This is a genomic window from Shewanella submarina (assembly GCF_042646185.1).
In the GTDB taxonomy this organism is placed as follows: Bacteria; Pseudomonadota; Gammaproteobacteria; order Enterobacterales; family Shewanellaceae; genus Shewanella; species Shewanella corallii.
Map to the genome: position 1 here is coordinate 1 of NZ_JBHRTD010000007.1, position 16396 is coordinate 16396.

The 16396-nt window shown below is 51.0% G+C and carries 16 protein-coding genes, 1 tRNA gene and 1 rRNA gene; 9 read left to right on the forward strand and 9 right to left on the reverse strand.

Translation table 11 applies throughout. The features are described 5' to 3' along the window. The first annotated feature begins 136 nt into the window (after positions 1-136). Together rrf and ACFOE0_RS07555 are read left to right on the forward strand one after the other, a co-directional pair. Positions 137-252 (forward strand): 5S ribosomal RNA (rrf, locus tag ACFOE0_RS07550). Between the two features lie 25 nt (positions 253-277). Then, a tRNA-Asp gene (locus ACFOE0_RS07555) sits at positions 278-354 on the forward strand. 1262 nt (positions 355-1616) lie between these two features. On the opposite strand, the gene dpaL is transcribed toward ACFOE0_RS07555, so the two are convergent. The 3 genes from dpaL to ACFOE0_RS07570 form a co-directional block, all read right to left on the reverse strand. Then, entirely contained in the window at positions 1617-2801 is a 1185-nt protein-coding gene (gene dpaL, locus ACFOE0_RS07560; protein WP_115139132.1) for a diaminopropionate ammonia-lyase, read from the reverse strand. Positions 2802-2893: 92 nt separating this feature from the next. Continuing rightward, positions 2894-3277 (reverse strand): RidA family protein, encoded by a 384-nt coding sequence (locus ACFOE0_RS07565; protein ID WP_115139125.1) that lies wholly within the window; start codon positions 3275-3277, stop codon positions 2894-2896. Between the two features lie 21 nt (positions 3278-3298). Beyond that, positions 3299-3979 (reverse strand): helix-turn-helix transcriptional regulator, encoded by a 681-nt coding sequence (locus ACFOE0_RS07570; RefSeq protein WP_115139124.1) that lies wholly within the window; start codon positions 3977-3979, stop codon positions 3299-3301. 344 nt (positions 3980-4323) lie between these two features. On the opposite strand from ACFOE0_RS07570, the gene ACFOE0_RS07575 reads away from it, so the two are divergent. The 4 genes from ACFOE0_RS07575 to ACFOE0_RS07590 all read left to right on the forward strand — a co-directional run bounded on the left by ACFOE0_RS07575 (position 4324) and on the right by ACFOE0_RS07590 (position 8611). Continuing rightward, on the forward strand, positions 4324-5490 hold the full coding sequence (locus ACFOE0_RS07575; RefSeq protein WP_248937490.1) for a M24 family metallopeptidase: 1167 nt from the start codon (positions 4324-4326) through the stop codon (positions 5488-5490). 65 nt (positions 5491-5555) lie between these two features. Continuing rightward, positions 5556-6329: a maleate cis-trans isomerase family protein gene (locus ACFOE0_RS07580; RefSeq protein WP_248937491.1), complete on the forward strand. Its 774-nt coding sequence runs from the start codon at positions 5556-5558 to the stop codon at positions 6327-6329. A gap of 76 nt (positions 6330-6405) precedes the next feature. Continuing rightward, positions 6406-7395, forward strand: a complete 990-nt coding sequence (locus tag ACFOE0_RS07585; RefSeq protein ID WP_248937492.1) for a DMT family transporter — start codon at positions 6406-6408, stop codon at positions 7393-7395. A 64-nt stretch (positions 7396-7459) separates the two neighbouring features. Beyond that, positions 7460-8611, forward strand: coding sequence for a M20 aminoacylase family protein (locus ACFOE0_RS07590; RefSeq protein ID WP_115139120.1), 1152 nt, complete (start codon positions 7460-7462; stop codon positions 8609-8611). 45 nt (positions 8612-8656) lie between these two features. Here ACFOE0_RS07590 and ACFOE0_RS07595 read toward each other — a convergent pair whose 3' ends face one another. After that, positions 8657-9208 carry a lysophospholipid acyltransferase family protein gene (locus ACFOE0_RS07595; RefSeq protein WP_248937493.1) on the reverse strand — a complete coding sequence of 184 codons (552 nt, stop codon included), beginning with the start codon at positions 9206-9208 and terminating at the stop codon, positions 8657-8659. Between the two features lie 89 nt (positions 9209-9297). On the opposite strand from ACFOE0_RS07595, the gene ACFOE0_RS07600 reads away from it, so the two are divergent. Beyond that, entirely contained in the window at positions 9298-9720 is a 423-nt protein-coding gene (locus tag ACFOE0_RS07600) for a YybH family protein (RefSeq protein ID WP_248937494.1), read from the forward strand. Here the strand turns inward: ACFOE0_RS07600 and ACFOE0_RS07605 are convergent. The 3 genes from ACFOE0_RS07605 to ACFOE0_RS07615 form a co-directional block, all read right to left on the reverse strand. Continuing rightward, complete coding sequence (locus ACFOE0_RS07605) at positions 9717-10472, reverse strand: NRDE family protein (RefSeq protein ID WP_248937495.1); 756 nt, start codon at positions 10470-10472, stop codon at positions 9717-9719. The two genes, ACFOE0_RS07600 and ACFOE0_RS07605, sit on opposite strands and share 4 nt — an antisense overlap. 72 nt (positions 10473-10544) lie before the next feature. Continuing rightward, positions 10545-12086, reverse strand: coding sequence for a metal transporter (locus ACFOE0_RS07610; protein WP_248937496.1), 1542 nt, complete (start codon positions 12084-12086; stop codon positions 10545-10547). Between the two features lie 154 nt (positions 12087-12240). After that, positions 12241-12786, reverse strand: a complete 546-nt coding sequence (locus ACFOE0_RS07615; protein ID WP_248937497.1) for a chorismate--pyruvate lyase family protein — start codon at positions 12784-12786, stop codon at positions 12241-12243. 145 nt (positions 12787-12931) lie between these two features. Here ACFOE0_RS07615 and ACFOE0_RS07620 point away from each other — a divergent pair, with 145 nt between their 5' ends. Both ACFOE0_RS07620 and rlmF read left to right on the forward strand, forming a co-directional pair. Beyond that, complete coding sequence (locus tag ACFOE0_RS07620) at positions 12932-13303, forward strand: flagellar basal body-associated protein FliL (RefSeq protein WP_240317174.1); 372 nt, start codon at positions 12932-12934, stop codon at positions 13301-13303. A gap of 43 nt (positions 13304-13346) precedes the next feature. Further along, positions 13347-14453 carry a 23S rRNA (adenine(1618)-N(6))-methyltransferase RlmF gene (gene rlmF / locus ACFOE0_RS07625; RefSeq protein WP_248937498.1) on the forward strand — a complete coding sequence of 369 codons (1107 nt, stop codon included), beginning with the start codon at positions 13347-13349 and terminating at the stop codon, positions 14451-14453. 63 nt (positions 14454-14516) lie between these two features. Here the strand turns inward: rlmF and ACFOE0_RS07630 are convergent, their stop codons facing one another. Continuing rightward, positions 14517-15425: a helix-turn-helix transcriptional regulator gene (locus tag ACFOE0_RS07630; RefSeq protein WP_248937499.1), complete on the reverse strand. Its 909-nt coding sequence runs from the start codon at positions 15423-15425 to the stop codon at positions 14517-14519. Next, entirely contained in the window at positions 15425-16261 is an 837-nt protein-coding gene (locus ACFOE0_RS07635; RefSeq protein WP_248937500.1) for a formate dehydrogenase accessory sulfurtransferase FdhD, read from the reverse strand. Before ACFOE0_RS07635 ends, ACFOE0_RS07630 begins: the two co-directional genes overlap by 1 nt. Positions 16262-16396 lie beyond the last annotated feature (135 nt).

A 16396-nucleotide genomic window follows, 5' to 3' on the forward strand; every position in this document is an offset into this window, starting at 1 on the left:
AAAAGGGTTTCGTAACACTGGTTAAAACCTTGAATAGAATACTGACTTGATTGAAGTCGAGACTCAGCTCTAAAAAAGAGCAAAGCAGCTTTCCAAATTACTTCTTACTGCCAAAGGCGGTAGGAAAAAGAATTTGCTTGGTGACAATAGCGCTGTGGTCCCACCTGATCCCATTCCGAACTCAGAAGTGAAACGCAGCTGCGCCGATGGTAGTGTGGGGCTTCCCCATGTGAGAGTAGGTCATTGCCAAGCGCCCAAATTTGGGAGAAATCCCAAAGGAGCGGTAGTTCAGTTGGTTAGAATACCGGCCTGTCACGCCGGGGGTCGCGGGTTCGAGTCCCGTCCGCTCCGCCAACTTAAGATGAAAGCCTCTGCAGCAATGCAGAGGCTTTTTTCGTTTATCCAGTCTTTGTACTCGGTGTTGTGGCGTCGCGGATAAATCCGCCCCAGCTACGCGCTGATCTACACGGATGTAGAGAATGTAGAAAACGTCTGGAACGGTTTTCTACCGTAAGCTTGTGGCTGCGCCACACTCGCCCACAAATTAAGTGAAAAGCCTCATCTTCGGATGGGGCTTTTTGCGTTTTGTTTCCCGCGACGGAGCCCTGCGGACTCCAGGTCGCGGCACTGGCCGTGCGTGTTGACTCCCGTCCGCTCCGCAACTTACAACGAAGCCTCCACTGGGCGTGCCCGACATAAATGACGGGGCTTTTTTGTATTTAACGCTCCTGAAAGTGCTGCGGGCCGTCCCGCCCAACAGCGTCCCTGCTTAACAATCCAGTTCGGCATCTGATAGGCTGGAGCCTGAATGCCTTAAATGGGGCGACTGCATGGATGCAGGAGGTAGAACAACGCAGGAACAGTTGTCGAAGATGTTCGAGAAAGGCCATGCCTCTCGCTGAGCTACATGGATGTAGTGAATGCACAAAGTGTCAGGAACGACTTTCTGCCATAAGCACATCGCTTCGCGATACTCGCCCGCCAACTTAAGATGAAAGCCTCTGCATTCTTTACCATAAAGAGGGTAGAGGCTATTTTCGTTTATCCAGTTTTTGTACTTGGTCTTGTGGCCCCGCGGATAAATCTGCCCCGGCTAGCTAAAGCTCCGCGCTAACCTAAACCGATGAAAGGAATATAGAAAGTCGGCTTGTGGCTGCACCACCGGGTTGCGGCACTGGCCATAGGTGACCTGGCGTCCTCGATGATTCCTGTTCAATAGGGTCCTTGTTTAACAGCCCTGTTCAGTATCTTTCTGCAACAATCTGAATAGACTGGAAGAAGAGATATCTGGAGATATATCAGCGCATATATTAAGCATAAATGTTGAACATCACCTTTAGGCACAAGAGTTTAGCTACACCAGCTGATGAGCCCGTATCGGACATATAACTTGCTGTGAAAACGGGCTTTGAGTTTGGTTTGATAGACAAATTAGGGAACGCAGAGCAGTGCGTAGGAACCCGTTTTGTGGTGGCAACTGTAGCCTGGCTTAACTCAGTTAATCAGGACGCTCAGTTATCATAAGGGAGTTAGCGAAAGCGGCTATAAAAGAAAAAGCCACCCGCGGCCTGGGCCTTGGGTGACTTTGGGGGGAGGGTACAAGATAGTCAGAATAATTAGTTAGCTGTATCCAGCATGCCTTCCCATACGATCTGGCGGTAGCGAACAGGGTTGGTGTCGCCTTCAGTGCTGAACAGCATAATCACGGCGTCCTTATCCAGGCCCAGCTGTTGACGCTGCTCTGCATAATCTTCACGGCTTGCCAGCATATACAGCAGACCCAGAGTCACAGCACCTGACTCACCACTGATCACCTTGGTGTCGCCTGCCAGTGGGTTACCTAATACACGCATACCGGTAGCAGATACCTTGTCTTCTACAGAAGCAAAGAAGCTGCTGCACTGCTTCAGGATTGGCCAGGTTACAGGGTTTGGTTCACCACAAGCCAGGCCAGCCATGATAGAGCTCAGATCACCGCCTACTGCGACCATATCACCTTGCTCACTGCTACCTGAGCGGTAGATACAGTCAGCGGCACGTGGCTCAGCGATAATGGTTTTGAAGTTTTCTGCGCCCAGTTTGTCGGCGAAGTAACCCAGAATACCGCCGGCCATGGCACCAACACCTGCCTGCAGCATGATATGAGTAGGCTTGATACCCAGCTCTTCTACCTGCTCCTGCGCTTCAACTGCCATGGTCATGTAACCCTGAGAAATCCAGGTTGGGATCTTCTCATAGCCTTCCCATGCCGTGTCCTGCACCAGCATCCAGCCATTTTCTTCAGCTGTCTGGTTGGCAATACGTACTGTGTCGTCATAGTTCACATCAGTAACGATACACTCAGCACCCAATCCTTTGATACGGTCTACGCTGGCCTGTGGAGAGCCTTTTGGCATGTACACTACAGCTTTCTGACCCATTTCACGGGCAGCCCAGGCAACACCTGTTCCGTGGTTACCAGCTGTTGCAGTGGCGAATACCAAAGGTTCGCTCAGTTTCTCAGACACTGTCTTCAGGTCGATCTCACTGATATCTACACCCAGGTGCTCAGCCAGTTGCTTACCCAGTGCATAAGAGCCGCCCAATACTTTGAACGCATTCAGGCCAAATCGGAAAGATTCGTCCTTTACCAGAATGGCTTTGACGCCCAGGCGGGCTGCCAACTGCTCCAGTGAAACCAGTGGAGTTGGCTTGTAACCCTCAATTTGTTGATGGAATTGACGGGTTTGTTCAGCGATCTGTGCGGTAAACAGGGCAGAGGTTTCGCCGTTAAAGAACGCGTTTTGAGTCAGCTTTAGCATAGTAACCACTTTTATCAGAGACAAAGGGACCCCTGTCCCCTTCGACTAATTTGTCTGAAGGGGAGCCGGAATAACTTGTTATTTGGAACTAATTATTTGATGAAGGCGATCGCTTCAACTTCTACCAGAGCGTCTTTTGGCAGACGGGCAGCTTGTACACAGGAACGGGCTGGAGCCGCGTCAGTGCCGAAAACTTCGGTGTAAACTTCGTTGAAAGCCACGAAGTCTTCCATGTTAGCCAGGAAGCAAGTGGTTTTCAGAACGGTATCGGTACCGGCACCAGCTTGTTCCAGAACAGCTTTCAGGTTAGCCAGAGACTGATAAGCCTGCTCTTTGATACCGCCTTCCGGGAAAGCCATGGTGGCTGGATCCAGAGGCAGCTGACCAGAGGTGAATACCAGGTTCTGGAAAGCCAGAGCTTGAGAGTATGGACCGATGGCTGCTGGTGCGTTTTCAGTGTGGATTACGTTTTTCATAAGTCGAATCGTCTCTGCTGATTAAGATTTAAATTCACGGATGTACTTGTACACCGCATGTTTTGTAATGTTCAGATGGTTGGCAACAATATTTGTTGCCTCTTTCAGTTCAAAAATACCGTTATCAAACAGTATCTTGGTAATAGCTTTATTACGTCCCTTCAAGTTAACTGAAGGGTCGGCATCCACGTCATTGACGGCGTGTTGCAGTGCCTGCTCAACCACTTCACCTGCTGAGGAACTGAAGTTCTCTTTAATCGCCAGGTTGGGTTGCTGCGACATGTCAGGCATCAGTGTCTTAATAATCTCCGGAAATGGATAAGACAGGTTCATGTTGACGCAGAACATACCGATTGGCTTGCCATCTTCACCGGCAAGGATGCAGGTGCTGGATTTCAGCATTGAGCCATCTTTATTGGTACTGAAGTAGCTTTTCGGCGTGACATCACCGGTTTGCTCATAAAGGCGCAGCATCTTCAGACCCAGGTCGGTAATAGGTGAACCCTCTTTACGGCCCGTATGGTGACCGTTAACTATTTTAACTACCGACTGTTCAAAGCTTTCCAGTGAATGAATAACGACTTCGCAGTGCGGTCCGATCAGGTCAGCCATACTGTCTGCCAGTCGAAAGTAGCCTTCCAGCAACTCTCTATCCCTTTGGGTAAACTCCATTTTTTGCAGACGTTCTGTCGTTTTACTCATTTCAGATTACTTTTGTGAACTTTAGGTGGCGGTATTTTCAACCTATCCGGATTTCATTTCAAGTTTAGAATCAACTTTCGTTAACTATGGGACGTTTTTTTGCTGCGTCAGGCAAGTCAAATTTGACTATGGTTCAATATTTTTGACTGTGATCATGTTTTTGAGCGCAAGTGACCGGGGTATGGTTAACAAACGTTGACCACGGGATTCAGGTCACATTTTTTAATTCAGCAAACAGTATTATTCGCCACATCAGTTAACGATAGTTGACTTAAAGAGTCTTTAGGTCACTTTTGTGACCCGTATTGCAACTAGGTCAGTTGTGTGAGAAGTGGAGAGTAATAATGAAAAGCATACTGCAGCGTGGATTTACAACTGCTGAATTTGAAATGCGTGCAACCAAAGCACAGCAAATGATGCGCGAAAAGGAAGTTGACGCCATCGTGTTAACTACCGAGCCAAACGTTCGTTACTTCTCTGGCTTCCACACTCAGTTCTGGCACAGCCCAACCCGTCCATGGTTCCTGATCCTGCCTGCAGAAGGCAAGCCGATTGCTGTTATCCCTGAAATTGGGGCCAGCGGTATGGCCGGTACCTGGGTTGAAGACATTCGTACCTGGGCGTCTCCATGTCCTGAAGATGATGGTATCAGCATTGTTGCCAGCGTACTGAACAGCCTGCCATCTCGCTTTGGCCGCGTAGGTGCAACCCTGGGTATCGAGTCCCATTTGCGCATGCCGGTAAACAATTACCTGCAACTAACTAAATTGGTAACTAAAGAGTTTGTTGACGTGTCTCTGGCTATCCATGAGCTGCGTCAGGTGAAGTCTGCCGCTGAAATCGAAAAGACCCGTGAAATCTGCCGTATCACCAATGTTGGTTTCGACAAGATCGCTTCTTACGCCAAAGTGGGCATGACTGAACGCGAAATCTGTAAGCAGTTCGGTATCGACATGCTGATGGAAGGCGCTGACGAATGTCCTTACATTATCGCGGGCTCCGGCCAGGATGGTTACGACAGCATCATCATGGGCCCAACTGATCGTGTAATCGAAGAAGGCGACGTGCTGATTATCGATACCGGTGCGGTACGCGACGGTTACTTCTCTGACTTCGACCGCAACTGGGCCTTCGGCCATGCCAGCGAGCAGACCAAAGCAGCTTACCGCGCCACTTATGAAGCCACAACTGCCGGTTTTGAAGCTGCCCGTCCAGGTAACACCACTTCTGATATCTACAACGCAATGTGGAAAGTACTGGAAGCCAATGGCGCTCTGGGTAACGACGTAGGTCGTCTGGGTCACGGCCTGGGGATGGAGCTGACTGAGCGTCCATCCAACACAGCGACCGACAACACTGTACTTAAGCCAGGCATGGTAATGACTCTGGAGCCAGGCATGGTGTACGCACCGGGCAAGTCTATGGTTCACGAAGAGAACATTGTGATCACCGAAAACGGTGCCGAGTGGCTGAGCCGCCGTGCTGCCCCTGAGCTGCCGATTATCGACTGAATTTAACCGCCATGGCGTTTTTCGGAGGGGGGCCGGAAAACGTCATTAACCAAGAGAATCTCATTATGATGAGTTTTGAAGAGTTCACTTCGTTTGAACAACCGTTGGAGCACCAGCAAGCACCACGTATTAACCGTGTGCATATTGGCTTGGTGCAGCTGAGTACTGACCACAGTCTGGAAATGGATTGGGCCAAGCTGCTCGGTACCCAGGCTGGTGTGTTCAGTTCTCGTGTGTACTACTCCAGTGAAATGACGCCAGAGGCCCTGGATCAAATCGCCACAGGCATCAGCGAAGCATCTGATCTGATTGCGACAGGTCTGCCAATGGATGTGATGGCATTTGGTTGTACTTCCGCTTCTATCATTATCGGTGAAGAGAAAGTCGCCCAGCTGTTGACCAAAAACCGTGGTGATATTCCTGCCACCAACCCATGGACCGCTGCCCAGGCTGCTTTCCGCCACCTGAACGCGAAAAAAATCGCCGTATTTTCCCCGTACCCAACCAGTGTTAACTACCCACTGTATCAGCAGCTGACCCATGCCGGTTTCGAGGTTGTGACTCTGGGCTCACTGGGAATTGAGCGCGATACCGATATCACTTTGGTTGCCAAAGAGTCCATGTTCGAGGCTCTGGAAACCATGCTGAAAGACTCTGACGCTGAGCTGGTATTTATGTCCTGCACCAACCTGCGTGTACTGGACCATATCCAGGAAATTGAAGAGCGCTTCGGCCTGCCTGTTGTTTGTAGTAACTCAGCCATGTTCTGGCACGCCATGCACCTGACCGGCAACACTGCTCAGTGTCCGGGCTACGGCAAGCTGCTGAACGGCAAATAAAAAATATAAAGCTTAAAAAAGCAAAGTAACCAAATTAATTAATCCCTAATCATAAAATACATAAGGGAACACTGAGATGACTAATACACAAAAAGGTTGGCTGGCCGCGATTTTCATCGGTTTGCTGTGGGGTATCCCGTGGATTGTTGGTACACCTATTCTTGAAGTAATGGACCCGCAGGTACTGGTATGGCTGCGTTATACCATCGCCTTTATCACCCTGGGCCTGATCTTCAATATCGGTCTGGCCACCGGCAAGATGAAAAAGAAAGCCGACTTCAAACTGAACTGGGCTAACCGCAACGACATCTTTTGGGCTGCATGCTGCGGTATCATAGGTCAGGGCGCTTTCAGCTTCCTGTCATTCCTGTCTCTGGATTACATTACCGCCTCTGAGAACGGCGTTATCCAGGGCCTGATCCCGATTCTTATCCTGTGCGTGGGCTTCCTGCGTCATGGCGAGCGTTTCACTGTTATGCAGATGATGTGTGCCCTGGGCGCCTTCCTTGGTGTAGCGATTCTGGTGATGGACCCTCAGTCTGAAACCAACGGTTTCAACATTGGTCACCTGATCTGTTTCGGCTCTGCTGCAAGCTTCGCGACCATGGCTTATGCCCGTGCCAAGCTGGCTGAGAAGTATGGCTCTGTAGCGACCATGTTCCACCAGTTCGTATTCGCTTCTCTGGGCTTCGGTCTGTACCTGTTCGTGGTAGGCGCTGATTTCAGCTCTGCACTGAACGTGTTCAGCTCACCACTGCGCATTCTGTGTATCACCATTCTGGGTGTGGGTATCTCTGGTATCAGCTACCTGATCTACATCTATGGTATGGAGCGTGTGGGTGTTGACGGTACCGGTATGGCACTGAACCTGATGCCTCTGTCCTCCTTCGTACTGGCGGTATTTGCTCTGGGTGAGCAGGTGACCCCAATGCGTTTGGTGGCAATCGCTGTAGTTATCATCTCTATGATGGCCTTTATGAAAGCTGGCAGCAAAAAGCAGGCTGCAGTTGCAGAGCCTGAGACTGCAAAAGACGTGATGTCTTCCCGTCCTTGCCGCAGCCAGTAATAAATACTTAATTTTAAACGCCGGTGACTCAGTCACCGGCTTATCGTAAGAAGAGAAACAAGTTATGTGCATCGAGCAAAAAGTTACCGAATGGCGTCAGCATATTCACAAGCACCCGGAATTTGGTTTTGAGGAGTTTGAAACCTCCGCCATGGTGGCTGATTTGCTGGAAAGCTTTGGTTTGGAAGTACACCGCAACATTGGTCAAACCGGCGTTGTAGGTATTTTGAAGTGTGGCGACAGCGACCGTTCTATCGGTCTGCGCGCTGATATGGATGCGCTGCACATTTGTGAGAAGAACGATTTCTCCCACGCCTCTGTGAATGAAGGCGTAATGCACGCCTGTGGTCACGATGGCCACACAGCCATGCTGCTGGGTGCAGCCCATGAGCTGTCCAAGAGCCGTAATTTCGACGGCACAGTTTATTTTATTTTCCAGCCAGGTGAAGAGCATGGCGTAGGCGCCAAGGCGATGATCGCCGATGGTCTGTTCACCCGCTGGAAAATTGATGCGGTTTACGCAATGCACAACCTGCCTGGCATTGAAGAAGGCAAGTTTGTGACCCGTCCGGGGTCTCTGATGGCCAGCGAAAGCGCCTTTGAAATTGAGATCCTGGCCACCGGTGGCCACGCGGCTATGCCACACATGGGCACCGACCCTATTGTTGTGGGTTCGCAAATTGTTCTGGGTATCCAGACTCTGGTATCCCGTCACCTGAGCGCGATTCACGAGACTGCCGTTATCTCTGTTACTGAATTCAAGACCAATGGCACAGTCAACGTGATCCCATCTTCAGTCACCATCAAGGGCGATACCCGCTCCTTTACTGATGAAGCGCTGGCCAAGATTGAAAAAGGTATCGAGCGTATTGTTGCTGGTCACTGTATGGCTGCAGGTGTTGATTACAAATACAGCTTCAACAACAGCTTCCTGTCGACCATCAACACAGCTGCTGAAGCGGGTTATGCGACTGCGGCAGCTATCGCCCTGGTTGGCGAAGAGAATGTTAACGGTGCCTGTGAGCCATTCACTATCAGTGAAGACTTCTCCTTTATGCTGCGTCAGGCACCTGGCTGTTACATCCTGGTAGGTAACGGCGTGGGTGAGTGTGGTGGTACTGCCCTGCACAACCCTTTCTATGACTTCAATGACAGAATCCTGATGCGTGGCGTTGGATTCTGGCAGAAGCTGGTTGAGCAGCAACTCAACAAATAATTGATTTCAAAAAGCAAAAAGCCTGCATTAGCAGGCTTTTTTTATTTATTCAGTGAAATCCGGAATCACTTTGGGCTTCTTGCCCTTGATGGTGCGGAAGAACTGCATCAGTCGATTCATATCTTCAACCATGTTGTCACCCGGTGTTAGTGGGGCTGTGATCACTATGGTCTTGCGGCCAAAATCAAAGCCAATAGGGATGATAGGAACCTGAGCTTTTTTGGCGATATGGTAGAAGCCGGTTTTCCAGCGCTTAACTTCGCTGCGGGTCCCCTCTGGCGCCAGTGCCAGTTTGTACTCAGGATCGTCGGCAAACAGCTGAGCGACGGCATCCACCAGATTATTGTTTTTACGCCGGTCGACCGGGCTGCCCCCCATGGCCTTGAACAGCCAGCCCCATGGCGGGATAAACAGCTGATGCTTTCCCAGAAAGTGAATGTTTCTGTTAAGCGCTCCCCGGGCCATGACTCCAACAATAAAATCCCAGTTGCTGGTATGAGGTCCCACTATAATGATATATCTGCCGTCTGATGGCAGTTCCCCTTCGAACTGCCAGCCTGTCATTTTCATCAGCCAGCGACAAAATTTGGAAAACATAACCCTGATTCTCTGAGTAGGATTGATAGGTAAACCTCTATAGTTTACCAAGGTATAGTGCAAAGGCATGGGATTAAAGGAGAAATTGTATGTGCTTAAACATAGGGGCCATTATGCTGATGCTGCTGTCCCTGAACGCAATGGCCGTGCCGACAGATGACATCAGCTCCATGCTAAGGCAGCAGGAGCAAGCCTGGAACCAGGGCAATATTGAAGGCTATATGTCAGGGTATTGGCAGGATGACAAGCTACGCTTTGTGTCCAATGGCACGGTCAGATATGGCTGGCAAACTACCCTGGATGCCTACCGTAAAAACTACCCCGACAAAGCCGCTATGGGGCAACTGAACTTCAAGATAGATGAGATCAAGATGCTCAGCAACTATGCGGCTCTGGTGGTTGGGCACTGGCAACTGAAACGAATAAAAGATGCTCCCGCTGGCATGTTCACACTACTGGTTGAGCGGATCGATGATCAGTGGGTGATCACCCATGATCACTCGTCAGACTAACTCAGTTGCAGCCGGAATTTATCCCTGCTCAGCTCCTTTCCTTTGGGGTTGTACCTGACCTCCAGACACTCCAGTTTGCCTGAACGGTGCCAGAGTAAAATACTGGTTGAACGGGTGCCGTATTCAGGATGGCAAATAAAGATACTGGATAGTCTGCGCTCCCACTCCAGGCTGACGCCGGTATTGGGCAAGCTGTCTTCCGGGGGCAGGCTCTGATCCAGCATCATGGGTAACAGAGATTCAGGCGTTATGCTCTGTTGACTGACAATAGCCTGTTCCAGCGCCATTTTGCCCCTGGCCATTTTCGGCCAGATATCATCAAGATCACCATTGCTTACCGCATGAAATCCATCTGAGATCAGGCTGTTTTCTTTGCTTCTGCTATTAAAAACATAGAGTTGGTTTTGCTGCTGATAGAGCAGATTGAAAGGGTTGTAACTTTCGCTGTGTTGCGCCAGCCAGTCATCGGACAGTTCGCCTTTCAGCGCCTTTAATACCAGCTCACCCCGGCTTAACCTGTCCTCCTGAGTGGCTGACAAGTCGCGGATATTGGTCAGTGCAGAGACTTCACCCATGGCGTTGAATCCCAGCCAGGTTCCGCCCGCTTTAAGGTCTTTGCCTGCTCTGATGCCATTAGTCCCCGGCCACTCATGCATATGTTGGGTGGCTCTGTGATGAAACTCATCCCGGTTGGCGCAGATGATAAGGGGATAATCCGGGTGGCGGTTCTGGGCGATAAAGAGGATACACATAGGCTAACCTACAAGGAAAAGTCCTTATAAGTTAGCCTGTTCTAGTAACAAATCCCAGCGGGAAAATGTCTGCTAGTGATGGTGATGATCATGGCCATGTTGATGACCGTGTACCAGAGGTTTGGTAATCATCAGACGGCGCAAAAACTTACGTGGGCCAAGGCGCATTAAACTGGCACCAAAGATCAATGCCAGTAAGGCCAGGGCCAGCCATTGCAGGCTTTCAGGGAAAGCGATCAGGCTCTCCTTCACCAGGAATATCTGATGGGCAATCAGCAGTAAGCCACAGACGATAACAACCAATACCGCACTTTGTTTCAGGCTCATCAATTTGAGTTGCGACCAGTTCAGGATAGGTGCCGCCAGCAGCGCCAGCATTACCGCCGAGTCTGACCAGCCACTCCATGCCAGCGACACCGCCAGTACAACGCCACCGAGATTGCAGAATCGGGTTGGCAGGAACACCAGCATCAAAATCAGCACCTGCATCAAGGGGTGATCCAGAGGCACAGAAGGGTGACCTATCAGGTTGGCCAACACCAGACTCAGAACCACCCAGGGGGCGCTGCGGTCAACCAGTTGGCTGAAACCAAACTGCAGTGCATTCTGCTTCCCGGTTGGATGAGGATCTGTTGGCTGCACCTTAAACAGGGTCAGACAGGCACCAATCACCAGCAAGCCGAGCAGTTGTGCCAGCATAAATTCAGGCCCCAACAGCAACAGGGTGACCAACAGGGCTTCAGGACCTGCCAGACGTTGCAACCAGAGCAGAGGCAATTTGTCTGTTGTCGGCGTCAGACCAAAAGAAAAACGTGTCGCTGCCAGCATATAGGCCAGCAACAGAGCCGGGGCGACCTGGGTTGTCCATGACAACAACTGGTCGATACTGTGCTCATGGCCGCTGTGATGGTGGTGACCACCTGAGTCCAGCAGCAACAGAAGCGCCAGCAGTCCAATACCCAACAGACTGCCTATACCTGCCTGATACTCAAACTTACCCTGACGATCCGGGTCATGCTGACCATGGGGCTGATGCAGCACCACATGCAGAATAGAACCTGTTACAAAGGCCTGTAAGTAGACAGTGTTATCAATACTCAGCTGGCTGAGCAGTTGGGCACTGGCAAAGTAGCCTACAGAGGTCAGTACCATCATGGCGACAATAACCAGACTGGCCCATTTGGTACCGACCTGAGGCTTCAACAGCCACCAGATAGCCAGGCCCACGGGCAAGCGGTGCAGAATGACACCCAGCGCCAACAGCGGAGAGTTACCTTCCTGCTGAGCCAGTACCATGGCGCCGCCGTCTGTCAGTGTATGCAGCAGCAGGCCACCAATACCCAATGCCAGTGTCAGGTTATGGGTGATCTCTGAGTAGCGGTGAAACAGGCGCTCACTGGCGGTGGGCCCCCAAAGTCCAAGTACCACAAACAGTAGTGACAGGAACCCACCGTGATGCAGGAGTTCCGGCAGGATATGTACCAGTACCAGGCCGCCGAGGGAGACAAAAATAAAGCCATCCAAGCCTTTTTGCAGACCGCTTCCAGAGGAAAAATAGCGGTAAAACAAAGGGCCTATAAGTAAGGCAATGCAACTGGCAAATAAATACAGCATGGAACCCACGGGGCACAGAGAAAGAAAGGCCGCACATTATAGCAGCACAATTTACGCTGGTCAGTAGTGAAAATCATTCGCAACTGAGGCGGAAATAAAAGTGTGCTTCAAGCCACAGGGAATAACCAATTGATAGTGATCAACAGCAATTCAATTATTGCTGTTGAATGGCATCCACCGCCGCGGGCAGGAACACTTCACTGACTATCAGGGTTTGTCCCTGATAGTCGAAATAACGTCTGCGCCCCCACAGTGGCTCTTGCTGACGCTGCTGTAGCTTTTGGGTCAGTTGCTCAAGTCGCACACAGGAGTCAAATTTTGCCACTTCTATCTCGCCGGGAGTGTATGCTTTACTTGAATACAGGAGTTCACCCAGAGGACGGTTTCCCAGAGTTTGCAGGCCGGTTTCATCATCCTGCATCAGGGTTTCCGGGATAAGTGTGCTGGCAAATACCCAGGGCACATTGTCCAGATAGAGCAGGACTTCACGGGTCCAGTAGCGGGTTGTTTGACCCTGATGCCACTGCTCACCGACAAGTTCGACGGAAAAGTCCCGGCAGCAGAGCTTTAATTTTGCGGTCAGACTGTCTTTTGACAGCAGCCAGTCATAGAGGGGAGATGAAGGTAAATTTTCCGCTTTTGCTGGCGAAAACCACTGAATTGATTCACCATAAGGAAAACTGAAGCGGGTCACATCCATCTGATTACTCGTTACAAATACTGCGAACTCCGGCAGTCTAGCACAGGCTGACGGTCACAGGTAGAACCCGCCTGAATATGGATTTGATTGGATAAAGGAGTTTATCGCGCCCATGAAAGCCCTGGTAATTGCGACAGCCTTTTTGATGACGCTATTGGCCGGCAATGCCCGCGCCAACGAAGCTCAGCCTCAGGCCGAGTACGCCTATTATGGGTTTGAGCCGGAAATCGTGACCAACTATATCTCCAATCGTAAGAAGTTGGGATTTGTCAGGGTCAGCGTTGAGTTGATGGTGAAATCTCCCGATGACCTCTTGATGATGGAACACCATGACCCCCTGTTGCGTTCCGCCATTGTGGAGATATTGGGGAATCAACAGGAAGAGCAGATCAAGTCCATGACCGGGCGTGAAGATATCCGCCGTGAGTGCTACGATACCGTCAATCAATTGCTTAAGCAGGAAACCGGTGAAGCCCGGGTGGTCAACCTGCTTTTTACCCGTTATCTCTACGACTGACGCCTATGTTTAATTATGGTGTCGGTCATCACCGGCACCATTCATGAAAGCTGCAAAAAAGTCCCAGTCTGCCAATCCTTCCCAAGCTGCCCGCAAGTCCAGGGCGGCAGCCAAAAACAGAGCGGCCAAAAAGCCGGAGTCAGGCACACCTAAAGCCGGCAAAACGCCAGCGCCCAGGCGCAAGGCAGTTGGCCAAACCGGCGCAAGCAAGCCTGCTGGCAAAGGGCTGCACCCATATAATCCCATGAATCGTGACTATGACTTTGACGAGCTTATCAAGGTGGAGCCACGGCTTAAGCGATTCGTAAAGCCCAATCCCTACGGCAACCTCTCGGTCGACTTTGCTGATCCCCAGGCTGTTAAAGCCCTGAACTCAGCCCTGTTGGGACACCACTATGACATCCAGGCATGGGACATTCCCGAGGGCTTCTTATGTCCGCCTGTGCCGGGACGCGCCGACTATATTCATCATCTGGCGGATCTGCTGGCTGATGGCGGCAAAATACCAAAGGGACAAAAAGTCTCAGTGCTGGATATAGGTACCGGCGCCAACGGTATTTATCCCCTGGTAGGGCATAAAAGTTTTGGCTGGCATTTTGTTGCCACTGATATTGACCCGGTTTCACTGGAAAATTTCGGCACCATTATCAGAGCCAATAAGCTGGACAGCAAAATAGCGCTGCGGCTGCAAGGTCAGGCCAAACATACTTTCAGCGGCATTATCCAATCGGGTGAACGATACGATGCCAGCATGTGTAACCCGCCTTTTCACGCCTCTTTGGAAGAAGCGACAGCAGGAACTCAGAAGAAACTGAAGAACCTGGCGGCCAGTAAAGGGGTTAAGCATGACACTAAACTCAAGCTTAACTTTGGTGGACAGAAGGCTGAGCTTTGGTGCGAAGGGGGCGAGCTGAGATTTCTTGAGGATATGATCCGCGAAAGCCAACAGTTTGCCGATCAATGTCAGTGGTTCACCTCGCTGGTTTCCAAGTCTGACAATCTAAGACCCTGCCGTCGTCTGCTGCAGAAGCTGGAGGCTGAGTCGGTACGTGTGATTGAGATGCATCAGGGTAACAAGATCACCCGGGTATTGGCGTGGAGCTTTTTAACTGATGAGCAGCGTAAGCTGTGGTCAAAGTTCAAAGCCTGAATGTGTAGTGATGAAACAAAAAGACCGGCAAATGCCGGTCTTTGTTTATCAATTTGAACCAGTTTACTGGGCTGCGGTCCAGATCAGCTGGCCGGTATTGCTCAGGTCGTAACCGGTCAGCACCCCTGCCATCTGCCGGGTTTGCGGACTGGCCAGCATGGTAAACAGCTGCTGTAATTGGCGTCGGAAGTAGATACTCTGGGTCATCACAAAGTCGAAAGACTCATTCAGCAAGGGAACAAATCCCAGCCCACTCTCGGCGGCCACCGCCTGACAACCAAAACCAATATCGGCATCACCACGGGCGATATAACCTGCCAGCTCTCGTTCGCTGTGGGCGGTCAAAATAGCATTAAGCTGATCTGCCCTGGCTCCCTGACTCAGCAGCCAGTGCTCCAGATGCTGCTGACTGCCTGCACCTTCCTGACGGAATACCCAGCGCCATGGTTGCCCCAGAATCTGCGACTGTTCCAGACATCTGTGCTGGATATCTGGACGTACAATTAAACCCTGTTGACGGGTATAGCCGTGGATCATGATCCACTGCTGGTGGTTGGCATAGCCCTTAAGCAGTGCCGGATGGCGAATATTACGCTCCTCCAGGCTGCCCCAGTGCAGGGTACAGACGTCGGCATAGCCTTTGGACAACAGCTCCAGACCCAGACGTGAGCCTGTGGCGCTGTAGCTGATCAGTTCGCGACTGCCGACCTGAGACATCAGGCGGGCAACCAACATGGCCAGCAGCGGGTCATCACTGCCGGTGATCAGCAGTCTGTCGGTCAGCATACCTGAGTGGCAGGAGTCCATAATCCAGCGGTCAATCAGGATCTTGGGAAACAGCCATTTGCCAGTAATCTTGGTGGCAGGCAGGATCCTGTCATTGGCCATGGCATAGACTTTCTTCTCGTTCAGATCCAGGTACTCGGCGACCTGCCTGGCACTCATGTAGACCAGATCACTTGCTTGTGTCATCAGGACTCCTTGCTGACGTCAAACTCGAGGTTTTCAGCGCCGTGATAAACCAGGAAATGACGTCCTTTGGCACGGGCAATAATGGTAATGCCCAGTTTTTGTGCCAGCTCCAGACCCATTTGGGTTACGCCACTGCGGGACAGCAACAGAGGAATGCCCATTTTGGCCACCTTGATCACCATCTCAGAGGTCAGACGCCCCGTGGTATAGAAAATCTTGTCGTGACCTGACTCGCTGGCCAGCCACATATCACCGGCCAGGGTATCCACCGCATTGTGACGACCTACATCTTCTACAAAGGCCATGATCTTTTCGTTCTGGCACAAACCGCAGCCATGAACGGCACCAGCGTTTTTATAGGTTTCGTTGTATTCGCTGATGTTTTTCAACAACGCATACAGGGTGCTTTGCTTGAGCGTTGGCGTCGGCAGTTGGATATCTTCCAGCCCCTGCATAAAGCCACCGTAAACCGTGCCCTGGCCACAACCCGTGGTCACCGTCTTTTCAGACAGTTTTTTATCCAGATCTTCAGTTTGCTCTTTGGTGATGATGGCGGCTGAGTTGGTGTCCCAGTCGACAATCACTGACTCCAGCTGGCTGACATCGGAAATAAAGCCCTGATTTTTCAGATAACCCAGTGCCAGTGACTCAGCTTTGGCCCCCAGGGTCATCAGAGTCACAATAGGACGCCAGTTCAGGTACACGGTCAGTGGGCGTTCACAGGCGATAAACTTGTTTTCCACTTCACCGCGTTCATTCACTGCGGTAACAGGGATAGTCAGTGGCACTTCGGCCCGGGTTTTCACTATGGAGAGGGAAGGGGTTGTCTGGCTCATCGGATCCTGCAAAGTTAATAACTCAAGTATGCGTAGTGCTTCACTAGCAATATTCGTACCCGAACCATGATGCTGACCAAAATTGCCAAGTGAATCACAAAAGCATGGTGAGAGTCGGACGTTTATGCCCAAGGG